Origin of the sequence: Rhizobium sp. R693, assembly GCF_002211315.1 — a bacterium.
In the GTDB taxonomy this organism is placed as follows: Bacteria; Pseudomonadota; Alphaproteobacteria; order Rhizobiales; family Rhizobiaceae; genus Rhizobium.
Window position 1 is genome coordinate 222,096 of the sequence record NZ_LOKY01000045.1, and the last position, 23,526, is coordinate 245,621.

26 protein-coding genes are annotated in these 23,526 nt (G+C 60.5%); 18 read left to right on the forward strand and 8 right to left on the reverse strand.

The features are described from left to right. Positions 1-412 precede the first annotated feature (412 nt). Positions 413-1,567, forward strand: coding sequence for an iron-sulfur cluster carrier protein ApbC (gene apbC / locus ATY79_RS23950; RefSeq protein ID WP_088694603.1), 1,155 nt, complete (start codon positions 413-415; stop codon positions 1,565-1,567). Positions 1,568-1,581: 14 nt separating this feature from the next. Here apbC and ATY79_RS23955 read toward each other — a convergent pair whose 3' ends face one another. Continuing rightward, positions 1,582-1,794, reverse strand: a complete 213-nt coding sequence (locus ATY79_RS23955; protein ID WP_088694602.1) for a hypothetical protein — start codon at positions 1,792-1,794, stop codon at positions 1,582-1,584. 135 nt (positions 1,795-1,929) lie between these two features. Between ATY79_RS23955 and ATY79_RS23960 the strand changes: the two genes are divergently transcribed. The 8 genes from ATY79_RS23960 (at position 1,930) to ATY79_RS23995 (ending at position 9,123) form a co-directional block, all read left to right on the forward strand. Continuing rightward, positions 1,930-2,904 (forward strand): magnesium transporter CorA family protein, encoded by a 975-nt coding sequence (locus ATY79_RS23960; protein ID WP_088694710.1) that lies wholly within the window; start codon positions 1,930-1,932, stop codon positions 2,902-2,904. A gap of 18 nt (positions 2,905-2,922) precedes the next feature. Next, positions 2,923-4,821, forward strand: coding sequence for a potassium transporter Kup (locus ATY79_RS23965; RefSeq protein WP_088694601.1), 1,899 nt, complete (start codon positions 2,923-2,925; stop codon positions 4,819-4,821). 158 nt (positions 4,822-4,979) lie between these two features. Next, positions 4,980-6,158 carry a cell wall hydrolase gene (locus tag ATY79_RS23970; RefSeq protein ID WP_088694600.1) on the forward strand — a complete coding sequence of 393 codons (1,179 nt, stop codon included), beginning with the start codon at positions 4,980-4,982 and terminating at the stop codon, positions 6,156-6,158. Positions 6,159-6,440: 282 nt separating this feature from the next. Next, a complete protein-coding gene (locus tag ATY79_RS23975) occupies positions 6,441-6,785 on the forward strand; it encodes a F0F1 ATP synthase assembly protein (protein WP_007530461.1) in 345 nt (114 codons plus the stop codon). A 73-nt stretch (positions 6,786-6,858) separates the two neighbouring features. Continuing rightward, positions 6,859-7,611, forward strand: coding sequence for a F0F1 ATP synthase subunit A (locus tag ATY79_RS23980; protein ID WP_088694599.1), 753 nt, complete (start codon positions 6,859-6,861; stop codon positions 7,609-7,611). 72 nt (positions 7,612-7,683) lie between these two features. Beyond that, positions 7,684-7,911: a F0F1 ATP synthase subunit C gene (locus ATY79_RS23985; protein WP_003588243.1), complete on the forward strand. Its 228-nt coding sequence runs from the start codon at positions 7,684-7,686 to the stop codon at positions 7,909-7,911. A 78-nt stretch (positions 7,912-7,989) separates the two neighbouring features. Beyond that, entirely contained in the window at positions 7,990-8,628 is a 639-nt protein-coding gene (locus tag ATY79_RS23990; RefSeq protein ID WP_088694598.1) for a F0F1 ATP synthase subunit B, read from the forward strand. Between the two features lie 3 nt (positions 8,629-8,631). Continuing rightward, positions 8,632-9,123 carry a F0F1 ATP synthase subunit B gene (locus ATY79_RS23995; protein ID WP_088694597.1) on the forward strand — a complete coding sequence of 164 codons (492 nt, stop codon included), beginning with the start codon at positions 8,632-8,634 and terminating at the stop codon, positions 9,121-9,123. A 79-nt stretch (positions 9,124-9,202) separates the two neighbouring features. Here the strand turns inward: ATY79_RS23995 and ATY79_RS24000 are convergent, their stop codons facing one another. Beyond that, positions 9,203-9,877 carry a ribonuclease HII gene (locus ATY79_RS24000; protein ID WP_088694596.1) on the reverse strand — a complete coding sequence of 225 codons (675 nt, stop codon included), beginning with the start codon at positions 9,875-9,877 and terminating at the stop codon, positions 9,203-9,205. A gap of 110 nt (positions 9,878-9,987) precedes the next feature. Further along, positions 9,988-11,145, reverse strand: coding sequence for a PA0069 family radical SAM protein (locus ATY79_RS24005; protein WP_088694595.1), 1,158 nt, complete (start codon positions 11,143-11,145; stop codon positions 9,988-9,990). Positions 11,146-11,282: 137 nt separating this feature from the next. On the opposite strand from ATY79_RS24005, the gene ATY79_RS24010 reads away from it, so the two are divergent. Continuing rightward, on the forward strand, positions 11,283-11,801 hold the full coding sequence (locus ATY79_RS24010) for a glycosyl transferase (protein WP_088694594.1): 519 nt from the start codon (positions 11,283-11,285) through the stop codon (positions 11,799-11,801). A gap of 185 nt (positions 11,802-11,986) precedes the next feature. Beyond that, a complete protein-coding gene (locus tag ATY79_RS24015) occupies positions 11,987-12,304 on the forward strand; it encodes a hypothetical protein (RefSeq protein ID WP_088705084.1) in 318 nt (105 codons plus the stop codon). 29 nt (positions 12,305-12,333) lie between these two features. On the opposite strand, the gene moaB is transcribed toward ATY79_RS24015, so the two are convergent. The 4 genes from moaB to ATY79_RS24035 form a co-directional block, all read right to left on the reverse strand. Beyond that, entirely contained in the window at positions 12,334-12,885 is a 552-nt protein-coding gene (gene moaB, locus ATY79_RS24020; RefSeq protein WP_088705085.1) for a molybdenum cofactor biosynthesis protein B, read from the reverse strand. After that, complete coding sequence (locus ATY79_RS24025; protein WP_088705086.1) at positions 12,869-13,777, reverse strand: 4-(cytidine 5'-diphospho)-2-C-methyl-D-erythritol kinase; 909 nt, start codon at positions 13,775-13,777, stop codon at positions 12,869-12,871. Before ATY79_RS24025 ends, moaB begins: the two co-directional genes overlap by 17 nt. Before the next feature lie 6 nt (positions 13,778-13,783). Next, positions 13,784-15,613, reverse strand: a complete 1,830-nt coding sequence (locus ATY79_RS24030; protein ID WP_088705087.1) for a tetratricopeptide repeat protein — start codon at positions 15,611-15,613, stop codon at positions 13,784-13,786. Between the two features lie 130 nt (positions 15,614-15,743). Then, positions 15,744-16,760 (reverse strand): polyprenyl synthetase family protein, encoded by a 1,017-nt coding sequence (locus tag ATY79_RS24035; protein ID WP_088694589.1) that lies wholly within the window; start codon positions 16,758-16,760, stop codon positions 15,744-15,746. Between the two features lie 108 nt (positions 16,761-16,868). Between ATY79_RS24035 and ATY79_RS24040 the strand changes: the two genes are divergently transcribed. Then, complete coding sequence (locus ATY79_RS24040; protein WP_088694588.1) at positions 16,869-17,096, forward strand: DUF2007 domain-containing protein; 228 nt, start codon at positions 16,869-16,871, stop codon at positions 17,094-17,096. 7 nt (positions 17,097-17,103) lie between these two features. After that, a complete protein-coding gene (locus tag ATY79_RS24045; protein ID WP_088694587.1) occupies positions 17,104-17,880 on the forward strand; it encodes a methyltransferase in 777 nt (258 codons plus the stop codon). Here the strand turns inward: ATY79_RS24045 and ATY79_RS24050 are convergent. After that, positions 17,877-19,217, reverse strand: a complete 1,341-nt coding sequence (locus ATY79_RS24050) for an Nramp family divalent metal transporter (RefSeq protein ID WP_088705088.1) — start codon at positions 19,215-19,217, stop codon at positions 17,877-17,879. The genes ATY79_RS24045 and ATY79_RS24050 overlap by 4 nt on opposite strands. Before the next feature lie 167 nt (positions 19,218-19,384). Here ATY79_RS24050 and ATY79_RS24055 point away from each other — a divergent pair, with 167 nt between their 5' ends. The 5 genes from ATY79_RS24055 to aroA all read left to right on the forward strand — a co-directional run bounded on the left by ATY79_RS24055 (position 19,385) and on the right by aroA (position 23,496). Beyond that, positions 19,385-20,245 (forward strand): S49 family peptidase, encoded by an 861-nt coding sequence (locus ATY79_RS24055; protein ID WP_088705089.1) that lies wholly within the window; start codon positions 19,385-19,387, stop codon positions 20,243-20,245. A gap of 19 nt (positions 20,246-20,264) precedes the next feature. Continuing rightward, positions 20,265-20,459 carry a hypothetical protein gene (locus ATY79_RS24060; protein WP_088694584.1) on the forward strand — a complete coding sequence of 65 codons (195 nt, stop codon included), beginning with the start codon at positions 20,265-20,267 and terminating at the stop codon, positions 20,457-20,459. A gap of 78 nt (positions 20,460-20,537) precedes the next feature. After that, positions 20,538-21,497, forward strand: a complete 960-nt coding sequence (locus ATY79_RS24065; protein ID WP_088694583.1) for a glycine--tRNA ligase subunit alpha — start codon at positions 20,538-20,540, stop codon at positions 21,495-21,497. 94 nt (positions 21,498-21,591) lie between these two features. Beyond that, positions 21,592-22,143 (forward strand): LemA family protein, encoded by a 552-nt coding sequence (locus tag ATY79_RS24070; protein ID WP_088705090.1) that lies wholly within the window; start codon positions 21,592-21,594, stop codon positions 22,141-22,143. 93 nt (positions 22,144-22,236) lie between these two features. Next, entirely contained in the window at positions 22,237-23,496 is a 1,260-nt protein-coding gene (gene aroA / locus ATY79_RS24075) for a 3-phosphoshikimate 1-carboxyvinyltransferase (protein ID WP_088694581.1), read from the forward strand. The last annotated feature ends 30 nt before the right edge of the window (positions 23,497-23,526 follow it).

Here is a 23,526-nt window from a genome sequence, read left to right on the forward strand (position 1 = left end):
TGGCACGTTTTCTGCTTCCTTGTCTCCAGCGGTCCAGAGGGGACCTGGTAACGACGCCGGATAAACGGCGCGACCCGCATACTGCCCGCCGACGTGACGGTGCCCAATTTCGGGCTTGGACGTCGGCGGCGGTTGTTGCGTTTGGGACACGCCGCCGCCGGCATTCCCCCTCGCTTTCTTGTCGGATGGACTTTTGTGCTGGCCTTTTGGCACGCTTGCTCTAGTTCGCAAGGCTTACCTCGGTCTCCTGGAAGGCTGTTGCGGCTATCAGGGCGAAAGCCCGGCGGACTTGGTGGACGCAGCCGCCTTCCGGTTGACCTCGCTCCTCAATCGCTACATCGATCACCGATTTTGTTTGGCGAAGACGCGGCACTCCTCTATCTAGAATGCCAACACAGGCAGTGAGGATGGAATGACCGGCGTCACCAAGGAACAGGTTCTCGAAACGCTGAAGACAGTGCGCGGGCCGGATCTCGAACACGATATCGTCGAGCTCGGGATGGTGTCCGATGTCTTCATTTCCGATGGCAAGGTCTATTTCTCCATCACCGTTCCGGCGGAGAGCGCCAAGGAGCTGGAGCCCCTTCGCCTCGCGGCGGAACGGGTCATCAAGGAGATGCCGGGCGTCAAGGGAGCGCTGGTCGCGCTGACGGCGGACAAGAAGGCCGGCCCGGGATCGGCGCCAGTGTCGCGCCCGCAGCCGCAGGCGGGACATGACCATCACGGCCATGCACACGCGCCGCAACAGCAGCCGCGCGCGGGCAAGCTCGGCGTTCCCGGCATCGGCGCGATCATCGCCGTCGCCTCGGGCAAGGGAGGCGTCGGCAAATCCACGACCGCCGTCAATCTTGCACTCGGTCTTCAGGCAAACGGCCTGCGTGTCGGCATTCTCGATGCCGATATCTACGGCCCGTCGATGCCGCGACTGCTGAAGATCTCCGGTCGTCCCACTCAGATCGATGGGCGCATCATCAATCCGATGGAGAATTACGGACTCAAGGTCATGTCGATGGGTTTCCTCGTTGACGAGGAGACAGCCATGATCTGGCGTGGTCCCATGGTGCAATCGGCGCTGATGCAGATGCTGCGCGAGGTTGCCTGGGGCGAGCTCGACGTGCTTGTCGTCGATATGCCGCCCGGAACCGGCGATGCGCAGCTGACGATGGCGCAACAGGTGCCGCTGGCCGGCGCCGTCATTGTCTCGACGCCGCAGGACCTCGCTCTGGTCGATGCCCGCAAGGGATTGAACATGTTCAAGAAAGTCGAGGTTCCCGTGCTCGGCATCGTCGAGAACATGAGCTATTTCATCGCGCCCGATACCGGCAGCCGCTATGATATTTTCGGGCATGGCGGCGCTCGCAAGGAAGCCGAACGCATCGGCGTTCCTTTCCTCGGCGAAGTGCCGCTGACGATGAACATCCGCGAGACGTCGGACGCCGGAACGCCGCTTGTCGCCACCGAGCCGAACGGCATCGTGGCCGGCATCTATCGCGAGATCGCCGCCAAGGTCTGGCAGCAACTCGGCGGGCAGCCGCAGCGGGCCGCGCCAGCCATTGTTTTCGAGTGAATGCTTCGCCGCCGTTAGGCTCCCAATTGCGGAGAAAATGTGGTCAAACGGCGCAGTGGACGTAAGATGTCTTGATTCTTTCGCAGCTTTCCGTCATATGGCGCGCCGTCGCCATGAGGGCGGCTGTTTTGCGAATGCTCGATGATGGCCACCCTGCCGGGGCCGGTCACCTGCATGTTCGGAGTTGTCTTGGCCGAAGGATTGGTGACTGCGATGCGGTTGAGCACGTTGCATATCTCGGCGGTTGCCGGATATGGCAGGGATCGTATGAACTTTCCTCAAACGTTTTCGCTAAGATCGGGAACTTGCGTCACAGGCGGTGTGCCGTGCGCACAGTGCTCGGATTGCCGGAGGCCGATCCGGTGATCACGGCTTACTGTTCCAACTGCAAGTCGGTCGAGATCGGCGATTTGTCGCAAGGCTCGTTGCGCGACGACGTCATATGGATCGACATGATCGAGCCAACGCGCGAGGAGGAGCTCTTCGTCGAAAGAACGCTCGGCATCGAAGTGCCGACGCGCGACGACCTCAAGGATATCGAGCCGTCAGCCCGCCTCTATACGGAAAATGACGCCGTATTCATGACCGCGTCCCTCGTTTGGAAGGCGGAAACGGACGCGCCGACGCTGACCGATGTTGCGTTCATCCTGGCCGGCAAGCGGATGGTGACGATCCGCTATGCGCAGCCGAAATCGTTTGCACTGTTCATTGCCGCGCTGCACCGCGTGCCGCAGCAGTGGCGCAGCGGCGCGGCCCTGCTGACGAAGCTCTTTGAAACCGTGATCGATCGGACCGCGGAGATCCTGGAGCTCTCGGTCGCCCGTATCGACATTCTGTCGACGCATGTGTTTGGCGATCGCGCCCGGAAGGTGCGCAAACCGTCGAACTATCTGGAAGAAAAACTCAGGGACATTGCGGGCCATCATCGCCTCGTCAGTAAGGTTCGGGACAGCCTGGCGTCTTTGTCCCGGCTGATGACGTTCTTCTATAATGTTCCGGCCGTCCAGCAGGATCACGATACCAAAGAATTGTGCAAGACGGTTTCACGCGACATCCAGTCGCTCAACGAGCATGCTTCTTTTATTGCAGGCAATATCACCTTCCTGCTCGACGCTTCGCTCGGCCTGATCAACATCGAGCAGAACTCGATCATCAAGATTTTTTCGATCGCGTCCGTGGTGTTCTTGCCGCCGACGCTGGTCGCCTCCATCTACGGTATGAATTTCGAATTCATGCCGGAACTGCACTTCGCTCAAGGATATCCCTATTCGCTTGGGCTGATGGTGCTATCCGCCATCATTCCCTTCTTCTTTTTCCGATGGAAAGGCTGGCTCTGAAGAGCCTGTTTTCATTTCATGCACGAAGGTAGCCATTCACACGAACGCACAATGAAGCCGCGCAAGCTGTTCTACCTTGCGCTTGGCTCCATCGGCGTCGTCTACGGTGATATCGGTACCAGCCCGCTTTACGCGTTCCGTGAAGCATTGAAGCCTGTCGCAATCGACGGCCTCACCCGCTTCGAGGTGATCAGCCTCATCTCGCTGATGATCTGGGCTCTGACCATTATCGTCACCATCAAATACGTGCTCTTTCTGTTGCGTGCCGACAACGAAGGCGAAGGCGGCACGCTTTCCCTGTTGGCGTTGCTGATGAAGACCGCCAATGGGCATACCGCACTGTTGATGCTGCTCGGCCTGGTCGGTGCGGCGCTGTTCCTCGGTGACGCGATGATCACGCCGGCGCTCTCGGTTCTGTCGGCCGTCGAAGGCCTGAAGCTCGTCGCGCCCAGCATGACGAGCTATATCGTGCCGATTTCGGTCTTTATCCTGGCCCTGTTGTTTGCTGTGCAATCGCGTGGCACTGGCGCCGTCGCCCGCTTTTTTGGGCCGATCACGGCACTCTGGTTCCTCGTTATGGCGGCTGCCGGCATTTCGCACATCTCCGATGACTTCGGGATCCTTGCCGCTTTCAACCCGTACTATGCGGTCAGCTTCCTGCTGCACGAGGGGTTCTACGGCGTCGTCGTGCTTGGCGCGGTCTTCTTGACCGTGACAGGTGCCGAAGCGCTCTATGCCGATCTTGGCCATTTCGGTCGTCGGCCGATCCAATGGGCGTGGTTCGCGCTGGTTTTCCCATCATTGACGCTGAACTATCTGGGGCAGGGTGCTCTGGTGCTTGGAAATCCGAAGGCGATGTCCGACCCCTTCTATCTGATGTATCCGCAATGGGCGTTGCTGCCTGTCGTCATCCTCGCGACTGCGGCGACCATCATCGCCAGCCAGGCAGTCATCACGGGTGCCTTTTCGCTCGTCCGCCAGGGCATCAACCTCGGCTTCCTGCCGCGCATGGAGATTCTTTTCACCTCGGAGACGAATACCGGACAGATCTTCGTGCCGTCCGTTAACGCCGTACTCTTCTTCGGCGTCATCTTCCTCGTCATCAGCTTCAAGACGTCAGACGCTCTGGCAATCGCCTACGGTATCTCGGTAACGGGCGCGATGGTCGTCACATCGATCATGGCCTTCGAGTTTGTGCGCGTACGCTGGCATTGGTCCACAGCCGTTGCCACGCTGGCGCTTGCGCCGCTGGTATGCTTGGAAATGATCTTCCTGGGAGCGAACCTGCTGAAGATCCATGATGGCGGTTACATTCCGGTGCTGATCGCGAGCGTCTTTACGATCATCATGTGGACGTGGCGTCGCGGTACCGCTCTTCTGACTGAGAAGACGCGCCACACCGATATTCCGTTGGCGTCTTTCGTTAGCTCGATTGAGCGCAAGAGCGACCATTCGCCCGCCCAGGTGCCCGGTACCGCGATCTTCCTGACAAGCGATCCGGAATCGGCGCCTGCTGCCCTGCTGCACAATCTGAAGCACAACCACGTTCTGCACGACAAGAATGTGATCCTGACGATCCGCACGATCAACAAGCCGCGCGTTCCGAGCGCCGATCGCTACAAGGTCGAGCCGATTTCGGAGCGGTTCTCGCGTGTAGAGCTGCAGTTTGGCTTCATGGAGTCGCAGAACGTCTCGCAAGCCTTGGCGACGCTGCGCAAGACCGGCCTGAAGTTCGACATCATGTCGACCTCTTTCTACCTCGGCCGCCGCAAGCTGGTTCCCGATGCGAAGTCCGGCATGCCCTATTGGCAGGATCGCCTTTACATCGCACTTGCCAATGCAGCAGCCAATCCGTCGGACTACTTCCGACTGCCGGCAAACCGCGTGGTGGAACTCGGCTCGCACGTCATTATCTAGACAGCACATACTGCCCAATAAAAGCCCGGCGATCTGCCGGGCTTTATTTTTCCTTGCTCTAATTCTTTCACCCCCGAGAGCCACCGCATTAACCAAGCATCAAGGTTAATGAGACATTTTCAACGGCATGTTCATGCGTCTCATGCCGGAGTCCCGCGTTGCGTCGAAATAGCCCTTCCCGTGGCAAGCTGCGCCTCTTGCTTCAAAATTGGAGTTCCCCCGCGCTCTTCGGCGTTTGTGGGTGGCTGATGTCGCCGACGATGGCGTCCCATGCTGACCTCGCTGCTCTACTTGCCGGCCTCGACCAGGGACGGGAAAACTGGCGCATGGTTTTGACGAATTCGCCGGCAGGGTCGATTCATCAGGCCGAACTGACCTTTGCCGACCCTGTTGTCACGGGCACAATCGCAGCCGGGGCCGGTATGGTTCTGCCCGACGGCCGCAAGGTCGCCTTCGTGGCGAACGACAAGGGCCATGAGGCAACACCGGATGAAGACCGCGTCAATCGTCCGGCCAAGAAGAGCCGTGTCGTTGCTGTCGAGAAGGTGCAGCCACCAAAGGATTTTTCCGCCGGCTCTATCCTCCAGAGAACGCGCCTACTTTTTCAGCCCGCCTTCGATCTCAAGGATAAGTCAGCCTTCGTGAAGCCGAAGATCAAGGGCAAGGAAATCGAGATCGCGACCAACTTCTATAAGAGGGAACCGCTCAAGCCGGATCGCGGCGTTTCGCCGATGCTGGCTGGCCTCGTGACCAACCCAAAGGCCGACGTGCTGGCGACGGCCTACGCGCCAGCCGCGCCTGATTACTCCCGTCTGTCGCCGTTTGATTCGATTCTCACCGACAAGGCGGACGACGGCCGCTTCGTCCCGCAGATCGGCCCGCGTGACCACGCCTGGGCCGCAAGCATCCTGGCGCCGTCGGTATTTTCGGCGGCCGAGCAGCAGTGCCTGGCATCCGGCATCTACTTCGAGGCACGCGGCGAAACGGTGAAGGGTCAGGCTGCCGTTGCCCAGGTCATTCTCAATCGCGTCCGCAATCCGGCCTACCCGAAGACGATCTGCGGCGTCGTCTATCAGAATGAGGATTGGCGTAACCGATGCCAGTTCTCCTTTGCCTGCGACAACATCAAGGATCGGGTGAACTCGCAATATCACTGGAGAATCGCCCGCGAAGTCGCGATGGCGGTGACCGCCGGCAAGATCTGGCTGCCGCAGGTCGGCTCCGCCACCCATTATCACGCTGTCTACGTTCGTCCGAAATGGGCCAAGACCATGGAGAAGGTCGGCCGCATCGGCCTGCACGTCTTCTATCGCACCTATGGCGGCGGCTGGAGCTAACGGAAAAGCCGATCCTGACGCGATTTCGTGTCTCTTCGCCGCACACAAAAGCGGATTCTTTCGGTCGATTTTGGAAAAGTGCGCTGAGATTGACCTAAGCACATGTTTTCTCATGCTTATTTTATGGCTGGACATCGACCGCTCACGCCTTGACTATGCTTTTTGCTAAAACTATGTTGCGCGCGACTTCAGAACGGGCCGAAAGGTTCTCAAACCTTGGGGTTGTTGTCCGGAAAACCGGGGTAGCGGGATCGCGGACAGCGGCTAGTGGAGGAGAGCACCATGACGGACGACCGCGAGGAAGGTCTTGAGAAGCGCCGGGCGCAATTGGGAGCGGAGCTCGCAACCAAGCGCGTAGAGGCGGGGAAGGAAGAGGCTGTCGAAGCAAGCGCCGAAGCGAGCCGCAAAGGTTACGCGGAGGCGATGAAGCTTTCGAGCGAGTTCATCTCCGCAATCGTCGTCGGCGCCGTTCTCGGCTATCTCCTCGACCGTTTTGTCGGCACGGCGCCTTGGGGGATGATTGTTCTTCTTCTTCTTGGATTTTGTGCCGGCGTATTGAACGTTCTGCGTGCTGCGGGCAAGGTTGCAAAGCCTGATCCCGGCGAGCGTCAGAATGGTGGAAAATAGGGCAGGGCGCTCCGGCGTTCGATCCAGTGCAATAATCCCGTCTTGCGCGGGCTAAAGATAGAGAGAACAAGCGGTGTCTAACGATCCGACCCATCAGTTCCTGATCCAGAAGATTGTGCCGATCGAAGTCGGCGGAATTGATTTTTCGTTTACGAATGCATCGCTCTTCATGGTGGCGTCCGCTGCCGTTGCCGCTGGCTTCCTCTATTTCTCGACGTCGAACCGGGCGATCGTGCCGGGTCGCTCCCAGTCGGTTGCGGAGATGTCCTACGAGTTCATCGCCAACATGCTGAAGGAAGGCGCCGGATCCAAGGGGATGAAATTCTTCCCATTGGTCTTCTCGCTCTTCATGTTCGTATTGACGGCAAACCTGCTCGGCATGTTCCCGTACTTCTTTACGGTCACCAGCCAGATCATCGTCACCTTCGCGCTGGCGCTGCTCGTCATCGGCACGGTTCTCGTCTACGGCTTCTACAAGCATGGCTTCCACTTCCTGAATGTCTTTGTCCCGTCGGGCGTTCCTGGCATTCTTTTGCCCCTCGTTGTGACGATCGAAATCATTTCCTTCCTGTCCCGTCCGATTTCGCTCTCCGTTCGTCTTTTCGCCAACATGCTGGCTGGTCACATCACCCTGAAGGTGTTCGCAGGCTTCGTCGCCTCGCTTGGAGCGCTGGGTGCAGTCGGTATCGGTGGCGCTGTCCTTCCTCTCCTCATGACCGTCGCCCTGACGGGTCTCGAGTTCCTCGTCGCCTTCCTCCAGGCTTACGTCTTTGCGGTCCTGACTTGCATGTACCTCAACGACGCGATCCATCCGGGTGGCCACTAAGGGATACCGACATTGACGTCCAAGGGCGTCAGTCAATTTCGCCGCAACACAACCATTTCAAAGGAGTTCAACATGGAAGCGGAAGCAGCAAAGTTCATCGGTGCAGGTCTGGCTTGCTTTGGTATGGCCGGTACGGCTCTCGGCCTCGGCAACATCTTCGGCAGCTACCTGTCCGGCGCTCTGCGCAACCCGTCTGCAGCTGACAGCCAGTTCGGCCGTCTGGTTTTCGGCTTCGCCGTTACGGAAGCTCTGGGCATCTTCTCGCTGCTCGTCGCTCTCCTCCTGCTCTTCGCCGTTTAATACAGGCGCATTGAAGGATCACGGCCTGCAGCCCGCATGCCGTGATCCTTTGCATTTGCAGTACACCTGGAGGTGAGCATGTTTTTTGTGACCCCGGCTTACGCCGAAGAGGCCCCGGCTGGAACCGCAGAAACTGGTGCAGCAACCGGTACAGACACGCATGCCGCCCCGGCAGCAGGCGATGTCCACACCGAGACCGGCGTACCAGCCGAGCATCATGGTGGCGGCGTATTCCCGCCTTTCGATTCGACGACTTACGCCTCGCAGCTGCTATGGCTGGCGATCACGTTTGTTGTCTTCTTCGTGCTCATGCAAAAGGTCATCGCGCCGCGCATCGGCAATATCCTCGAGCAGCGTCACAGCCGCATCTCGCAGGATCTCGATGAGGCAAGCCGCCTGAAGGCGGAAGCCGACGCCGACGTTGCCGCTTACGAAGCCGAATTGGCTGCGGCTCGTGCCAAGTCGAACGCGATCGGTACTGCCGCTCGCGACGCTGCCAAGCTGAAGGCGGAAGCCGACCGCAAGGCTGTTGAAGCAGGCTTGGCTGAAAAGCTCAAGGCTGCGGAAGGGCGCATCGCCGACATCAAGGCGAAGGCTTTCGCTGACGTCGGAACCATTGCGGAAGAAACCGCAACGGCTGTTGTGGAACAGCTGATCGGCACCTCGGCAAAGGCAGATATTGCCGCTGCTGTTGCCGACATCAAGAAGGGGGCTTGATCGATGGAATTTGCATTGGACGCAACATTCTTCGCGATGATCGGCCTGTTCATCTTCCTGGCGCTGGTTGTCTACCTCAAGGTTCCTGGCATGATGGCGAAGTCGCTCGACGACCGTGCCGATCAGATCCGCAACGAACTGTCGGAAGCCAAGCGCCTGCGCGAAGAGGCGCAGCATTTGCTGGCTGAGTATCAGCGCAAGCGTAAGGAAGCTGAAGCCGAAGCCGCGCACATCGTTGCTGCGGCCGAGCGCGAAGCCGAAATGCTGACCGCTGAAGCCAAGAAGAAGACGGAAGAATTCGTCGCGAACCGCACCGCGGTTTCCGAACAGAAGATCAAGCAGGCGGAAGCCGATGCGATGAAGGCGGTCCGTTCCGCCGCCGTCGATCTGGCAATTGCCGCCGCCGGAAATGTTCTGGCGAAGAAGGCCGATACGAAGGTTCAGTCCGAGCTCTTCAGCGACGCCCTCGGCCAGGTCAAGAGCCGCCTCAACTAAGGTAAGCATCTCGCTTTCGAAGAAGCCCCGCAATGCGGGGCTTTTTGTTTTGGGCCGATGCTGATCGGTTGCGGACGGGTCAGTCGCTACCTATGTCGCCAGGCAGCTTTTTCAGCGGGCTGAAAGTCATGCGGTGCAGCGAACAGGGGCCATTCTTCTCGATGCCAGCCCGGTGCTGTGCTGTGCCATAGCCGGCATGCGCGGCAAAGCCATAGACGGGGAAGGTGCTGTCAGCTCGTGCCATCATCCGGTCCCGCGTCACCTTGGCGACAATGGAGGCGGCGGCGATGGAGACCGAACGCGCATCACCCTTGACCACCGCCTGCCCCGGGCAGTCGAGCCCGGGCGGAACGTCGAGCCCATCCGTCAGGACATAGCTTGCAGGGACAGATAAACCACAGATGGCGCGGCGCATGGCGTCGAGGCTGGCCTTGCGGATATCGGTCTCGTCGATGCGGGTCGAACTCGAGGAGGCGATAGACACCGTTGCCGTTGCAAGAATCTGAACGAAAAGCTCCTCGCGCTTCTGCGCCGAAAGCTGCTTCGAGTCGTTCAGGCCGTCGGGAATACGCTTGGGGTCGAGAATGACGGCGGCTGCCACCACGGGGCCGGCCAGCGGCCCCCTCCCAGCTTCATCGGCGCCGGCAACTGGCCAATGGCCGGCCTTGCGCGCCTTCAGCTCCAGCCGGAAATCCGGCACGAGGGGGACATCTTCGAAAAGCATAGGAGAATCGGGTGACGTGCGACGTTTCATGCGGCTGAACCTCGCACGCCAACCCGATTTCCTGCAAGTCCCCGAATCAGGGCGGCGGGCCGGGGACTCGAGCGCGGAAGGGCAGGGCGACCATCCGCGAAGCTCAAATATCAAAGCAGCGAAAGCTGCACCCCGCTACCATCGGGCGGAACGAAGAGATCATCCCGCAACGGCATGCTGCGGCGGGTCATGCCGAGTCGATTCGTCGCCATCTCGAAACGGCGTGCAATCTGCCAGGCATAGGGTCCGGCACCTTTCATTCGCTTGCCGAACTCCGCATCGTAGTCCTTGCCACCGCGCATCGAGCGGACCAGTGCCATGACGTGGCGGTAGCGGTCGGGATAATTTTGCAGCAGCCAGTCGCGAAACAGCGGCGACACTTCGAGGGGCAGGCGCAGGATCACATAACTCGCCTCTGTCGCACCCGCCGCGTGCGCCGAATCCAGAATGCGTTCAAGCTCGTGGTCGTTGAGTGCCGGAATCATTGGGGCAGCCATCACCGATGTCTGGATTCCTGCCTCGGAAAGCGCGCGAATGGCCTCCAGCCGACGCGTCGGCGTCGAGGCGCGGGGTTCCATGGTCCGCGCCAGCTTTCGGTCGAGCGTCGTCACCGACAGCGAAACACGGACAAGGTTCTTCTCCGCCATCGCCGAGAGAATGTCGAGGTCGCGCATGATCATTGCCGACTTGGTTACGATCGAAACCGGATGGTTTGCCTTTTCCAGCACCTCAAGAATCTGCCGCATGATGCGCCATTCCTTCTCGATCGGCTGATAGGGATCGGTATTGGTTCCGATCGCGATGACGCGTGGCTTATAGCCCGGCTTCGCCAATTCGCGCTCCAGGAGCTTCGCAGCATCCGGTTTGGCGAAGAGCTTGGCCTCGAAGTCCAGACCGGCGGAAAGGCCCATATAGGCATGCGTCGGTCGCGCAAAGCAGTAGATGCAGCCATGCTCGCAGCCGCGGTAGGGGTTGATCGAGCGGTCAAAGGGAATGTCGGGCGACTCGTTGCGGGTGATGGCCGTTCGCGGCTTTTCGATCTGCACCTCGGTCTTGAACGGCGGCAGTTCCTCAAGGTTCTGCCAACCATCATCGAAGGTCTCCCGACGCAGAGGCTCGAAACGTCCACTCGGATTGAGTCCGGCCGCACGTCCGCGGCGACGGTCCACATCGATCCGCAGACCGGCAGATACGATCATCGCATCGGCAATATCTGCCGTGTTGGCAGGCGCAAATGCGGCCTGCCCTGCAAGGGACTGCTCTTTCATCGGATTCTCCGCTGGCGGAAGCTTTGCTTCCCGCCGTTTTGATGATTAAATTCCTATCGGCAAAATGAGAACAATGCAAGAACAAAATAAGGAAAGTGCCGCTGGCAAATTTTTGGGCGGCGCTTTATGAATAGGCGATGTTGACTGTTGTACTTGAATGCCAGGATCAGGAGCCTGAGCTGGCGCAGACGTTATCGGTGTTGGTTGCAGGCGCAGTGGAGGGGCTTGTCAGTGACGTCGTGGTGCTGGACCACGGCTCGCGGGATGGGACGTCGAGGGTGGCCGACGCCGCCGGCTGCCGCTTCCATTCGCAATGGGATATCAAGGACATCGTTCGGTCGGTGCGGGGCGAGTGGCTGCTTTTCGTCGAGCCGGGAGCGCGACCGCAGACCGGCTGGATCGACGAGATTGCCGAGTACATGGCTCTGAACAAACTGCCGGCGCGCTTCACGGCTTCGCGAGGATATCGACGTCCTTTCCTGCAGCGCATCGGTCGGGCCTCGTCGCCGCTGGAGCTTGGCCTTCTCCTCCCCAAGAAGCAGGCATTGGCCGCGGCAAGAAGCGGAATGCGCCTCTCAGAATTCGCGAAAGGGCAAAAGCTGCGGAAGCTTTCCAGCGAACTGATTCCATCCTGGGTCGCGCGCGCCGCACGATAGCGGCGCGTCATCCTCCCTCATTTCCCCGCAAATGATGGCGCCCGATACAATTTTGCGCTATAATTCGCGCATGGCGCCGCCCGAGCGCCTCGCTTCGTGACGGTCGACCATGGAATGCCGGCAGACGGCAGAGCAGGTCAGCGGAAGTCTCCTCTTCTGCCGGTTTCCGGCAAAGGAGGTGCGTCATGAAACGCAATATGATCCGCGGCCTTTTCTTGGCCGTCATATTGACGACATCGATGATCGCGCATCCGCATTCGGCAGCATCGCAGATGATGCGCAGTTGCGCAGGCCGATCCGAAGTCGTCAATTTCCTCGACAAGAACTTTGCCGAGAGGCTGACGGCAGTCGGGTTGATCAACCAGAACGCCATGCTTGAGGTCTATGCCGCGCAGAGTGGCACGTGGACCCTGCTTATCACGGATGTTCATGGCGTGAGCTGCATCCTGCTGTCGGGTGATAGCTGGGAGTCGATGCCTGTCCTGCCGGGCATCGGTACATAGAACTGTAAGTTGTATGCCGGAGCAATCCGTTACTTGCTGGCACCGCGCTTCAAATGCTCATCGAGGCGTGACATGATCTCCACGAAATTGCAGGGCATATGGCGGTAGTCGAGCTGTGATTTTAGTATGCTGTCCCAGGCATCCTTGCAGGCGCCGGGGGACCCTGGCAGCGCGAAAATAAAGGTTGCGTTGGCAACGCCCGCCGTGGCTCGGGACTGGATCGTCGAGGTGCCGATCTTCTCGTAGGAGATGCGGTGGAAGACAGCTGAAAAGCCATCCATCTTCTTCTCGAAAAGCGGCTCCAGAGCTTCTGGCGTAACGTCGCGGCCGGTAAAGCCGGTTCCCCCGGTGGTGATGACGACGTCGATATCGTCGCGTTCGGTCCAGGCCTTGACGCGCGAAGCGATAGCCTGCCGGTCATCGGGGACGATCGCGCGGTCAATCAACCGGTGACCGGCCTCCGTGATCCTGGAAACCAACGTATCGCCAGAACGGTCATCGGCAAGCGTCCGCGTATCCGAGACCGTCAGCACCGCAATGCCGACGGGAATGAAGGGGCGCGTTTCATCCAGTCCTGGCATCATGCCCTCCAGCGATCGTTTCCGTTGCTTCGAAATACCAGTCCGGCCGTTCGCTGTGAAGCGCGGTGGCCGCGTCTTCAGCCGCTGTGAGCGTATCGAAGATGCCGTAGCAGGTCGCGCCGGAACCAGACATGCGGGCGAAGGAGGCGCCCTGCTTCTTGAGCATCGCCGAGATCTCGGCAATTTCGGGCAGCAGACCCCGGGCGACTGGCTCAAGGTCATTGCGCATCGAGCCTAGCGTCTCGAGCCAGGTCGAACGCGGCGTCATGTCGAGCCGCGGATTGGTCTTATTCGTCAGGCCTCGAAAAATCTCGGGCGTCGATACGCCTCTCAACGGGTTTGCCAGCACCATTGCAAAGGCCGGCATGTCGTCGACCGGCGTGATTTGCTCGCCAACGCCACGGGCGATCAGCGGTCTGCTCGCCAGGCACATTGGCACGTCGGCGCCAAGCCGAAGCGCGATCGCCTCGATCGTCGCGCGGGGAAAAGAAGCGTTCCAGAGCCGCATCAAGCCGCGAAGCGTCGCTGCCGCGTCCGCGGAGCCGCCGCCGATTCCGGACGCAATCGGCAGGTTCTTCCGGAGATGGATGCGAACAGCGGGAGCAGAGCCACTCTCGCGAGCGATGGCCTCGCGGAGCGCGTCCCGGGTCTTGAGGACAAGATTGTTGTCGCTGCTGTCGCCAAGCGCCTCGGCGAAACGACCCGACATCACAAACTCGTCCTTATCTGCCGGCGTAAATTCCAGCCGATCGCCATGCCGGGTGAAGGTCACCAGCATATCGAGCAGATGGTAGCCGTCGGATTTCTGGCCCGTCACATGCAGGGCCAGATTGATTTTTGCCGGAGCCTCCTCGATGACGATCAAGTCATCGCGCATACTCGCTGCGGGCATCGCCTATCAGGACTTCTTGTCCGTGGGCTTCGGTTCGACCGGCGCCGGATCGGGCTGCTTCTTGTCAGCGGCTTTGGAGATGTCGGTATCCTGCGGCAAGCCGTTGGCGATCTTCTCCTTGATCTTCGGGATCTCGGATGCCTCGGGGTCGGAGCCGAGCGCACGGTTCCATTGGTAGACGGCCTCAAGCTTGCGTCCGACACGCCAGTAGGCGTCGCCGAGATGGTCGTTGATCGTCGCGTCTCCGGCCTTGATCTGTGCGGCCTTCTCCAATTCCTCGACCGCATCGTCGAAGCGGTTCAGCCGGAAATAGGCCCAGCCGAGAGAATCGATGATGTAGCCATCGTCCGGGCGCAGATCCACTGCCTTCTTGATCATCGCCAGCCCCTCGTCGAGGTTCCGGTTCATGTCGATCCAGGAGTAGCCGAGGTAGTTGAGAACCTGTGGCTGGTCGGGGTTGAGCTCCAGCGCCTTGCGGAAATTCGGCTCGGCCTGGTCCCATTTCTTCAGGCGTTCATAGGCAATGCCGCGCTGGAAGAAGACGGTCCATGCGCCCTTGCCCGGCAGCGGACCGAGGACTTCGACGGCCTTGTCGTAGTTGTCGGCCATGGCGACATAGTCCTTCGCATCCGACAGCACGCTGCCATAGGCGAGGTAGCTGCGAATGTCCTTCGGATCGGAGGCGATCAGGCTCTGAAGGTGCTTGCGCGCCTCTTCAACCTTGCCGCCCTGTGCAAGAGCGAGGCCCAACTGCAGCTCGGAGATGCGGCGCATCGGCGAGTTCTCGGGCACTTGCTTGTAGAGCGCGATCGCGCGGTCCATCTGCTCCTGCTTCTCAGCAATGCCGCCGAGCATGACGAGCGTATCGGCGCTATCCGGATCCAGCGTCTTGGCGGTCTGCAGGTAAAGCGAAACGATATCTTCGGCGCCATCGCGGTTCAGCGCGCCACCGATGGAGAAGAGCACGCCAGCAGCGCCCTGCTTGGCGGTCTGGATCTGCTGTTCCTGCTTTTCGCCTTTTTCGATGCTCTGTCGCAGTGCGTTCAGCGGCGCGTAATTCGGCAGTAGGTTATCGCCGACGGAAATCGCGTCGAGTGCCTTCTGCTTGTTGCCCTGCGAGGCTTCCAGTCGGGCGAGAGCCATGACGGCGCGCATGAAGGTATCAGGAGCGGTCGCACCGCCATCCTTGTCGAGCACAGCGTCGTTGAGGTTCTGCCGAGCGGCCCTGATGTCACCGTTCACGACGGCGATTGCGCCGGCGTTATAGGACTTGAAGATGCCGACCCAATCCGGTCCCTTCATCTTCTGGACCATGGCCAGCGCATCCTTACCGCGCCCGGCGCCGACGCGAGCCCAAGCGGCGAGCAGATCGTTCATCATCCGGTCGAGATCGTTCGGTCCGGTATATTTCAGGAGCGACTCGGCCGTCTTGAATTCGCCGCGACGAATGGCATCCATGCTCCGCACGATCGTGGTAATGCGCTCGACCGTCGGATCACCCTTCAAGTCGTTGGCGTATTTCACGCCGTCCTTAATGTCGCCATTCAGAAGCAGCGAGATCATCAGGCGCTGACGGATTTCCGGATTGCCCGGCTCGATCTGTAACGCCTTCTTGTAGAGTTCAATCGCCGTCTCGTAATCGTGATCGACGTCGGCAGTCCGGGCAGCCAAAAATGCGCCGGAGAAGCTCGTGACGCTATCCGGATCGAAGATTACTGTGGCGGCATCGTCCTTCTTGGCCGTCTCTTCGGCATTCACGCCGCCGAGCGCTGCCAGCGAGATGACCGCTGCCATGGCTGCGCTCGAAAGAAGACGGATGGCAAGTTTTTGCCGCATTAGAAAACCTCTCTAGTCGGGGCAGTCGGCCTCGTCCGACTACAAATCAGTTGAAATGACTGACTCACAACAGGATGGCTTTTTTGAAGCGGTCCTGCAATATAATCAGTCCGCGATCAGTGACCGTCGATTAATTGACGCGCTCGATGCAGAAGTCGATGACTTCCATCAGAGCCGATTTCCATGCCGTGTCGGGAAGGGGCGCGAGCGCATCGCGTGCGATCGTGCCGTAGTGAACCGCGCGGGCAATGGTATCGTTCAGCGTGCCGTACTTGGTAATCAGGCCAAGTGCCTTTTCGAGATGCTGGTCGCTGCTTTCGCCGCCTTCGATGGCCTGCCGCCAGAAGGCGCGTTCTTCCTCGGTCCCGCGGCGATAGGCCAAGATGACCGGAAGCGTGATCTTCCCCTCGCGGAAGTCGTCGCCGACATTCTTGCCGAGATCGGCTGCCTTGCCGCCGTAATCAAGCGCGTCGTCGACGAGCTGGAAGGCAAGGCCGAGGTTCATGCCATAGGACTTCAGCGCGTTGCGGCCGGATTTGCCCGCATCGGCGACGATCGGGCCGACTTCGGCAGCCGCGGCAAACAGAGCCGCCGTCTTCGCGCGGATAACGGCGAGGTAGTCGTCTTCCGTCGTTTCCATGTTCTTGGCGACAGAGAGCTGCAGCACTTCGCCTTCGGCGATCACGCAAGCCGCCGACGAGAGAACGTCAAGCGCATCGAGCGAGCCGACATCGACCATCATGCGGAACGCCTGACCGAGCAGGAAGTCGCCGACAAGCACGCTTGCCTGGTTGCCCCAGATCATGCGGGCGGTGGACTTGCCGCGGCGAAGGTCGCTCTCATCGACCACATCGTCATGCAGCAGCGTCGCGGTGTGCATGAACTCGACCGATGTCGCGAGCTTGATATGGTTCTCGCCCTTGTAGCCGAACAGTGCGGCCGACGCCAAAGTCAGCATCGGACGGAGACGCTTGCCGCCGGACGAGATGAGATGGTTGGCCACCTCGGGGATCATCTGGACGTCGGAACCGGCCTTGGAGAGAATAAGCTGGTTCACCCGTTGCATGTCCGCTTTGGTCAAATCGACCAGTGGCTTGACGGATGCCAGTTTGTTTTTGCTTTCTTCAAGCGGTATGACCACGCCCAACGACCCGGACTCCTGTTAAATTATTGAGTTCGACAATAGAAAGGGGCGATTGGCGCGGCAAGGGGTGAATTGTCGCGTCGCGCAAATTTGAAAGGGATTTTCCGGCAAATGCATGAACTTATTCGCGCCAATGATCCCGTGTTGCTCTCTTATGCGGAGAGTCTGCTCAAGGATGCGGGGATCCACTGCTTCATCGCCGATCAGGGCATGAGCATTCTTGAAGGGTCGCTCGGCATGCTGCCGCGCCGGCTCCTCGTCGATGATGAAGCAGCGGACCAGGCGCGGCGCATTCTCGTGGATGCCGGCCTCGGCGACGAACTGCGCGCTCAAAAGTGAGCCTGAGATGACGGGACATGTTGCCGAGACGATCGACGCCTTTCACCGGGGACTGTTCCATGTGGTGCAGCCGAAGGGCAGGGGGCATCGCTCGGGCATGGATGCAATGTTGCTTGCGGCGCTCGTTGCCGACGATCGTCCGATCAAGGTGGCGGATCTCGGTGCCGGCGCCGGTGCGGCAGGCCTTGCCGTCGCGTCGCGGCTGCCGACTGCCGAGGTTGTGCTCTTCGAGCGCTCCGGCGAAATGGCCGACTATGCGCGCCGCAGCATAGTCCTGCCTGAAAATGCGCATGTGGCGGGCCGCGTTTCAGTCATCGAGGCGGACGTGACGCTGAAGGCGAAGGCGCGAAACGAAGCCGGTCTCGTCGATGAGAGCTTCCATCATGTGATCATGAACCCGCCCTTCAACGATGCCGGCGATCGCCGGACGCCTGACGCCTTGAAGGCCGAAGCACACGCTATGACGGATGGGCTGTTCGAACGCTGGGTGCGCACTGCCGGGTCAATCATGATCCCCGGCGGGCAACTATCCCTGATCGCTCGGCCGGAATCGATTGCCGAAATCATCGATGCCTGCGGACGCCGTTTCGGCGGCATCGAAGTCACCGCGATCCATCCGCGTGAGGGCGAGAACGCAGTCCGCATCCTCGTCACGGCCATAAAAGGGTCGCGCGCGCGGCTTTCGCTGCGCGCGCCACTCATCATGCACGAGGAGGGGACGCATAAATTCTCCCCCTTCGTTGACGATCTCAACAATGGCCGGGCGGCTTATACCAGGCGCTAGCCAGTAACAAAATCGAACAGCAGCTTAACGTTCAGGCCGGCAATCAGGACCGCGATCACGTAGGCGATTGCGCTCAGCCAGCGCGGGGCGACCAGCGCGCCCATCTTCGCCTTGCTCGCCGTAAACATCACGAGCGGGAAGACGGCGAAGGAGAGCTGGAGGCTGAGTACGACCTGCGTCAGGATCAGCAGTTCCGCCGTCCCCTGGTCACCATACCAGATGGTGACGAAGGCGGCCGGAATGATGGCGATCGCACGGGTGATCAGGCGACGCACCCACGGCTGGAGCCTGATCTTCAGGAAGCCTTCCATGACGATCTGGCCCGCAAGCGTCGCAGTCACCGTCGAATTCAGGCCGCAGCAGAGGAGTGCGATGCCAAAAAGCGTCGGGGCGATTGCAAGGCCGAGCAAGGGAGAGAGAAGCGAGGATGCTTCGCCCAATTCCACGACATCCGTCTTGCCGTTGGCGTGGAAGGCCGCCGCCGCCAGGATCAGGATCGACGCGTTGATCAGGAGCGCGAAGCAGAGCGCAATGGTCGAGTCGATTGTCGCATAGGTCAGCGCCTCGCGCTTCTCCGGCACCGAATGGCCGTAGGCGCGGGTCTGGACGATGCCGGAATGCAGATAGAGATTGTGCGGCATCACGGTGGCGCCGAGAATGCCGAGCGCGAGATAGAGCATCTCGGGGTTGGAAACGATCTCGGTCGTCGGGAAGAAGCCCCGGATAACAGCGCCCCATTCCGGATCGGCAAGGAAGATCTGCACGCCAAAGCACACCGCAATGATGCCGAGCAGGGCGATCACGAAGGCTTCCACCCACCGGAAGCCGATCTTCTGCAGGTAGAGGATGAGGAACACGTCCAGCGACGTGATGAGGACGCCGAGTTCAAGGGGAATGCCGAACAGCAGATTGAGGCCGATGGCTGTGCCAATCACTTCGGCAATATCGGTCGCGATGATGGCTATTTCGGCAAAGGCCCACAGCGGAACGGAGACGTATTTCGGATAGGCGTCACGGCAAGCCTGGGCAAGGTCGCGGCCGGAGGCGATCGCAAGCCGCGCACAGAGCGATTGCAGAACGATTGCCATCAGGTTGGACAGCAGGGCGACGGTCAACAGCGCATAGCCGAACTTCGAACCGCCGGCGAGCGAGGTCGCCCAGTTGCCGGGGTCCATATAACCGACGGCCACCATATAGCCGGGCCCGAGGAACGCGGCGATGCGGCGCCAGCGCGTCCCCTGTTTGTGCGTCTGGACGGAACGGTAGACATCGGAAAGCGATGCCTCTTCGCGCTCATGTCGCCAGCCGGTCTTTGCGTTCGGATTTACGATGTCCATGCAGTGTCCACCTATTATCAGTGCGACCAGTATGTCTGATTGGAATGATAATGCAAGTCATTCGCAACAAGAATTGTAACCCGATGTTTTCTGCGGCAGGCATTGCGTTTGTCTCTGCGTTGCATACATGGAAGACGTTCCGCTGATCTTGTCGCAAAGGATGGAAAATGGCCGGATTTCTGAAGAGGTTGCTGCCGAAGCGTTTCCGCAAGGAAGGCGTGGTGATCCCCGTCGTCCGGCTGCACGGCCCGATCATGAGCGGCGGAAGCCAATTCCGGCCGACCCTCAATCTTGCCTCCGCGGCGCAGGTCCTCGAAAAGGCCTTTAGCTTCAAGGATGCGCCGGCGGTTGCCATCTCGCTCAATTCTCCCGGCGGCTCCCCCGTCCAGTCGCGGCTTGTCTTCACCCGCATCCGCGAACTCGCGCGCGAAAAGCAGAAGAAAGTTCTCGTCTTCGTCGAGGATGTTGCGGCCTCCGGCGGTTACATGATCGCGCTTGCCGGCGACGAGATCATTGCCGATCCCACCTCCATCGTCGGCTCGATCGGCGTCGTCTCCGGTGGCTTCGGCTTTCCGGAACTTCTGAAGAAGATCGGCGTGGAGCGCCGCGTCTACACGGCTGGGGAGAACAAGGTGATCCTTGATCCGTTCCAGCCCGAGAAGGAAAAGGACATCGAATATCTGAAGACCCTGCAGCTCGAGATTCATCAGGTCTTTATCTCCATGGTTCGCGAGCGGCGCGCGGGCAAGCTGAAGAGCGACGATGTCGTCTTCTCCGGCCTTTTCTGGACCGGCACGCGTGGCCTTGAGTTGGGCCTGATCGACGGCCTCGGCGACATGCGGCAGGAATTGAAGCGCCGCTATGGGGCAAAAACCAAGCTCGAGCTGGTAATGCCCGCGCGCGGTCTTTTCGGAAGGCGTATTCCGGGTATATCGTCAGCCAACCTGGAGGGTGCCGGCGCCGGTCTTGCGACCGGTCTTGTCGAGGCCGCCGAGGAGAAGGCATTGTGGAGCCGGTACGGGCTCTGAGGGAGCGAAGGCTGGCATCATGCCGCAACTGATAATCATCATCGTGCTGTTGGTCGGAGCCTGGCTTCTCTACCGTCGCTTCATTGCCGATGCGCAGCGGTTGGCCGAACGATCCCGCCGTGCCGAGAAGGAGCGCCAGACGGGCGCCATCGGCACCCTGGTCAAGGATCCGGTCACCGGCGAATATCATCTGAAGAAGGACGAGGACGAGTAGGGCCGCAAAAGCCTTGACCCGTCTGGCGCGGCGTGGCACCTGTCCGCGCACTTTTTGTACGAATTCGGAAGCCGTTCCATGTCTGCAGCAATTCCCGACCACATGAACCCGAAGCGCTCGTTCCAGGCGCTCATCCTCACGCTCCATAACTATTGGGCGGACAAGGGTTGTGCGGTGCTGCAGCCTTACGACATGGAAGTCGGTGCCGGTACGTTCCACCCGGCAACGACGCTTCGCGCGCTCGGTCCCAAGCCGTGGAAGGCCGCCTACGTCCAGCCGTCACGCCGCCCGTCGGACGGCCGCTATGGTGAGAACCCGAACCGTCTGCAGCACTATTATCAGTACCAGGTCATCCTGAAGCCGAACCCGTCGAACCTGCAGGAGCTCTATCTCGGCTCTCTGGCCGCGATCGGCCTGGATCCGTTGCTGCATGACATCCGTTTCGTCGAAGACGACTGGGAAAGCCCGACGCTCGGCGCCTGGGGTCTCGGCTGGGAGTGCTGGTGCGACGGCATGGAAGTCTCGCAGTTCACCTATTTCCAGCAGGTCTGCGGCATCGAATGCTCGCCTGTTTCAGGCGAGTTGACCTATGGTCTGGAGCGCCTGGCGATGTACGTGCAGGGCGTCGACAACGTCTACGACCTGAACTTCAACGGCCGCGAAGGCGACGAAAAGATCAGCTACGGCGACGTCTTCCTGCAGGCTGAGCAGGAATATTCACGCCACAACTTCGAATACGCCAACACGGAAATGCTGCATCGGCACTTCATCGATGCCGAAAGGGAGTGCCAGGCGCTTCTCGCTGCCGGCGCGCCGGGCGACAATGCCAATCAGCTGCTGCACAAGTGCGTCTTCCCGGCCTACGACCAGTGCATCAAGGCGAGCCACGTCTTCAATCTGTTGGATGCTCGCGGCGTCATCTCGGTCACCGAACGTCAGAGCTACATTCTGCGGGTGCGGACGCTAGCCAAGGCCTGCGGCGAGGCCTTCCTGTTGACGGATGCCGGTGGGGTGAACCTAGCAAAAACTGCCGCTTGAGGAGCGGCAGTCCGCCACGATAATGCGGGATGACAATCTGCGGTAACCCGCATAGTCTCCCGACATATTTTCGGTCGTTGCGGGGGATTCGCGAATGTATGTTATTCTTGGCCTTATCGTCCTCATCGCGCTCTATGCCGTCTTTATCTACAACGGCCTCGTTCGCGCGCGGCAGATGGCCGAGGAAGCCTGGTCCGGCATTGACGTGCAGCTGAAGCGCCGCGCCGACCTGATCCCCAACCTGATCGAGACGGTCAAAGGTTATGCCGCGCACGAGAAGACGACGCTCGAAGAGGTCGTTGCCCTCCGAAACAAGGCGCAATCCGTTCCGACGGGCGATGTTGCGGGCCGCGCCCAGGCGGAAGGCCTGCTCGGGCAGGCACTGGGGCGTGTGCTGGCGCTCGCCGAAGCCTATCCCGACCTGAAGGCGAACGAGAATTTCCGCGAGCTGCAGACCTCACTCGAGACCATGGAAAGCGAAATCCAGATGGCCCGCCGCTACTATAACGGCGCCGCGCGTGATCTGAACGTCAAGGTCGAGAGCTTCCCGTCCAATCTCGTTGCTGGCCAGTTCGGCTTCCAGAAGCGTGAGTATTTCGAAATCACCAACGAGGCGGATCGCGCCGTCCCGACGGTAAAGTTCTGACATCCGCCATTTGCCTTTGCGTAAAAACTGCTATGAGCAGGGCATGATCGTGGCCTGACATGGCCTTCGCGCAAAGACGGAAAAGACAAGATAATGAGTAAAGACAAGCTCACAATCATCCCGCCGGGCAAGCCACTGACAGGCCGCGCCGTCCCGCCCGGCTCGAAATCGATTACCAACCGTGCGCTGCTCCTGGCAGGTCTCGCCAAGGGCACCAGCCGCCTGACCGGCGCTTTGAAGAGCGACGACACCCGCTATATGGCCGACGCTCTCCGCGCCATGGGCGTCATCATCGAAGAGCCGAATGATACGAGCTTTGTCGTCACGGGCAGCGGCAAGCTGCTGCCGCCGCAGGTGCCGCTTTTCCTCGGCAACGCAGGAACCGCGACGCGCTTCCTGACCGCCGCCGCCGCCCTGGTGGATGGCACCGTCATCGTCGATGGCGACCAGCATATGCGCAAGCGCCCGATCGGCCCGCTTGTCGAGGCGCTGCGTTCGCTTGGCATTGACGCGTCGACCGAAACCGGCTGCCCGCCCGTCACCGTCAAGGGTACCGGTCGCTTCGAGGCGAGCCGCATCCAGATCGATGGCGGCCTGTCCAGCCAATATGTCTCGGCGCTGCTGATGATGGCCGCCGGCGGCGACAAGCCGGTGACGATCGAACTGCTCGGCGAGGATATCGGCGCGCTCGGTTATATCGATCTGACAACAGCGGCCATGCGTGCCTTCGGCGCCAAGGTCGAGAAGACGAGCCCGGTGACGTGGCGGGTCGAGCCGACGGGCTACACGGCGGCCGACTTCGTGGTCGAGCCCGACGCTTCAGCCGCGACCTACCTTTGGGCGGCCGAAGTGCTGACATCCGGCAAGATCGACCTTGGCGTTGCAAACGGCGCGTTCACGCAGCCGGACGCGAAGGCCTATGATCTGATCGCCCAGTTCCCGCATCTTCCGGCCGTTATCGACGGCTCACAGATGCAGGACGCGGTTCCGACCCTTGCTGTGCTTGCCGCGTTCAACGAGGCGCCGGTCCGCTTCGTCGGCATCGCAAATCTGCGTGTCAAGGAATGCGATCGCATCCGCGCCGTCTCGACCGGCCTGACACAGATCCGCCCCGGTCTCGCTCACGAGGAGGGCGACGACCTGATCGTCCAGTCCGATCCATCGCTTGCCGGACAGCGCCTGCCTGCCAACATCGATACCTTCGCCGACCACCGCATCGCCATGAGCTTTGCGCTCGCCGGCCTGAAGATCGCAGGCGTCACGATCCTCGATCCGGACTGCGTCGGCAAAACCTTCCCGGCCTATTGGCGGACGCTGGCAGGGCTTGGCGTGACCTATGCCGACGAGGGCTGACATTATCTGAAGCGGCCAGGCGCCGCAGGC

Coding starts and splice junctions, on each gene's coding strand:
- apbC (WP_088694603.1), top strand. CDS start 413: ATGACCGGCGTCACCAAGGAACAGGTTCTCGAAACGCTGAAGACAGTG.
- ATY79_RS23965 (WP_088694601.1), top strand. CDS start 2,923: ATGCACGAAGGTAGCCATTCACACGAACGCACAATGAAGCCGCGCAAG.
- ATY79_RS23975 (WP_007530461.1), top strand. CDS start 6,441: ATGACGGACGACCGCGAGGAAGGTCTTGAGAAGCGCCGGGCGCAATTG.
- ATY79_RS23985 (WP_003588243.1), top strand. CDS start 7,684: ATGGAAGCGGAAGCAGCAAAGTTCATCGGTGCAGGTCTGGCTTGCTTT.
- ATY79_RS23990 (WP_088694598.1), top strand. CDS start 7,990: ATGTTTTTTGTGACCCCGGCTTACGCCGAAGAGGCCCCGGCTGGAACC.
- ATY79_RS23995 (WP_088694597.1), top strand. CDS start 8,632: ATGGAATTTGCATTGGACGCAACATTCTTCGCGATGATCGGCCTGTTC.
- ATY79_RS24000 (WP_088694596.1), bottom strand. CDS start 9,877: ATGAAACGTCGCACGTCACCCGATTCTCCTATGCTTTTCGAAGATGTC.
- ATY79_RS24005 (WP_088694595.1), bottom strand. CDS start 11,145: ATGAAAGAGCAGTCCCTTGCAGGGCAGGCCGCATTTGCGCCTGCCAAC.
- ATY79_RS24010 (WP_088694594.1), top strand. CDS start 11,283: ATGTTGACTGTTGTACTTGAATGCCAGGATCAGGAGCCTGAGCTGGCG.
- ATY79_RS24015 (WP_088705084.1), top strand. CDS start 11,987: ATGAAACGCAATATGATCCGCGGCCTTTTCTTGGCCGTCATATTGACG.
- moaB (WP_088705085.1), bottom strand. CDS start 12,885: ATGCCAGGACTGGATGAAACGCGCCCCTTCATTCCCGTCGGCATTGCG.
- ATY79_RS24025 (WP_088705086.1), bottom strand. CDS start 13,777: ATGCCCGCAGCGAGTATGCGCGATGACTTGATCGTCATCGAGGAGGCT.
- ATY79_RS24030 (WP_088705087.1), bottom strand. CDS start 15,613: ATGCGGCAAAAACTTGCCATCCGTCTTCTTTCGAGCGCAGCCATGGCA.
- ATY79_RS24040 (WP_088694588.1), top strand. CDS start 16,869: ATGCATGAACTTATTCGCGCCAATGATCCCGTGTTGCTCTCTTATGCG.
- ATY79_RS24045 (WP_088694587.1), top strand. CDS start 17,104: ATGACGGGACATGTTGCCGAGACGATCGACGCCTTTCACCGGGGACTG.
- ATY79_RS24050 (WP_088705088.1), bottom strand. CDS start 19,217: ATGGACATCGTAAATCCGAACGCAAAGACCGGCTGGCGACATGAGCGC.
- ATY79_RS24055 (WP_088705089.1), top strand. CDS start 19,385: ATGGCCGGATTTCTGAAGAGGTTGCTGCCGAAGCGTTTCCGCAAGGAA.
- ATY79_RS24060 (WP_088694584.1), top strand. CDS start 20,265: ATGCCGCAACTGATAATCATCATCGTGCTGTTGGTCGGAGCCTGGCTT.
- ATY79_RS24065 (WP_088694583.1), top strand. CDS start 20,538: ATGTCTGCAGCAATTCCCGACCACATGAACCCGAAGCGCTCGTTCCAG.
- ATY79_RS24070 (WP_088705090.1), top strand. CDS start 21,592: ATGTATGTTATTCTTGGCCTTATCGTCCTCATCGCGCTCTATGCCGTC.
- aroA (WP_088694581.1), top strand. CDS start 22,237: ATGAGTAAAGACAAGCTCACAATCATCCCGCCGGGCAAGCCACTGACA.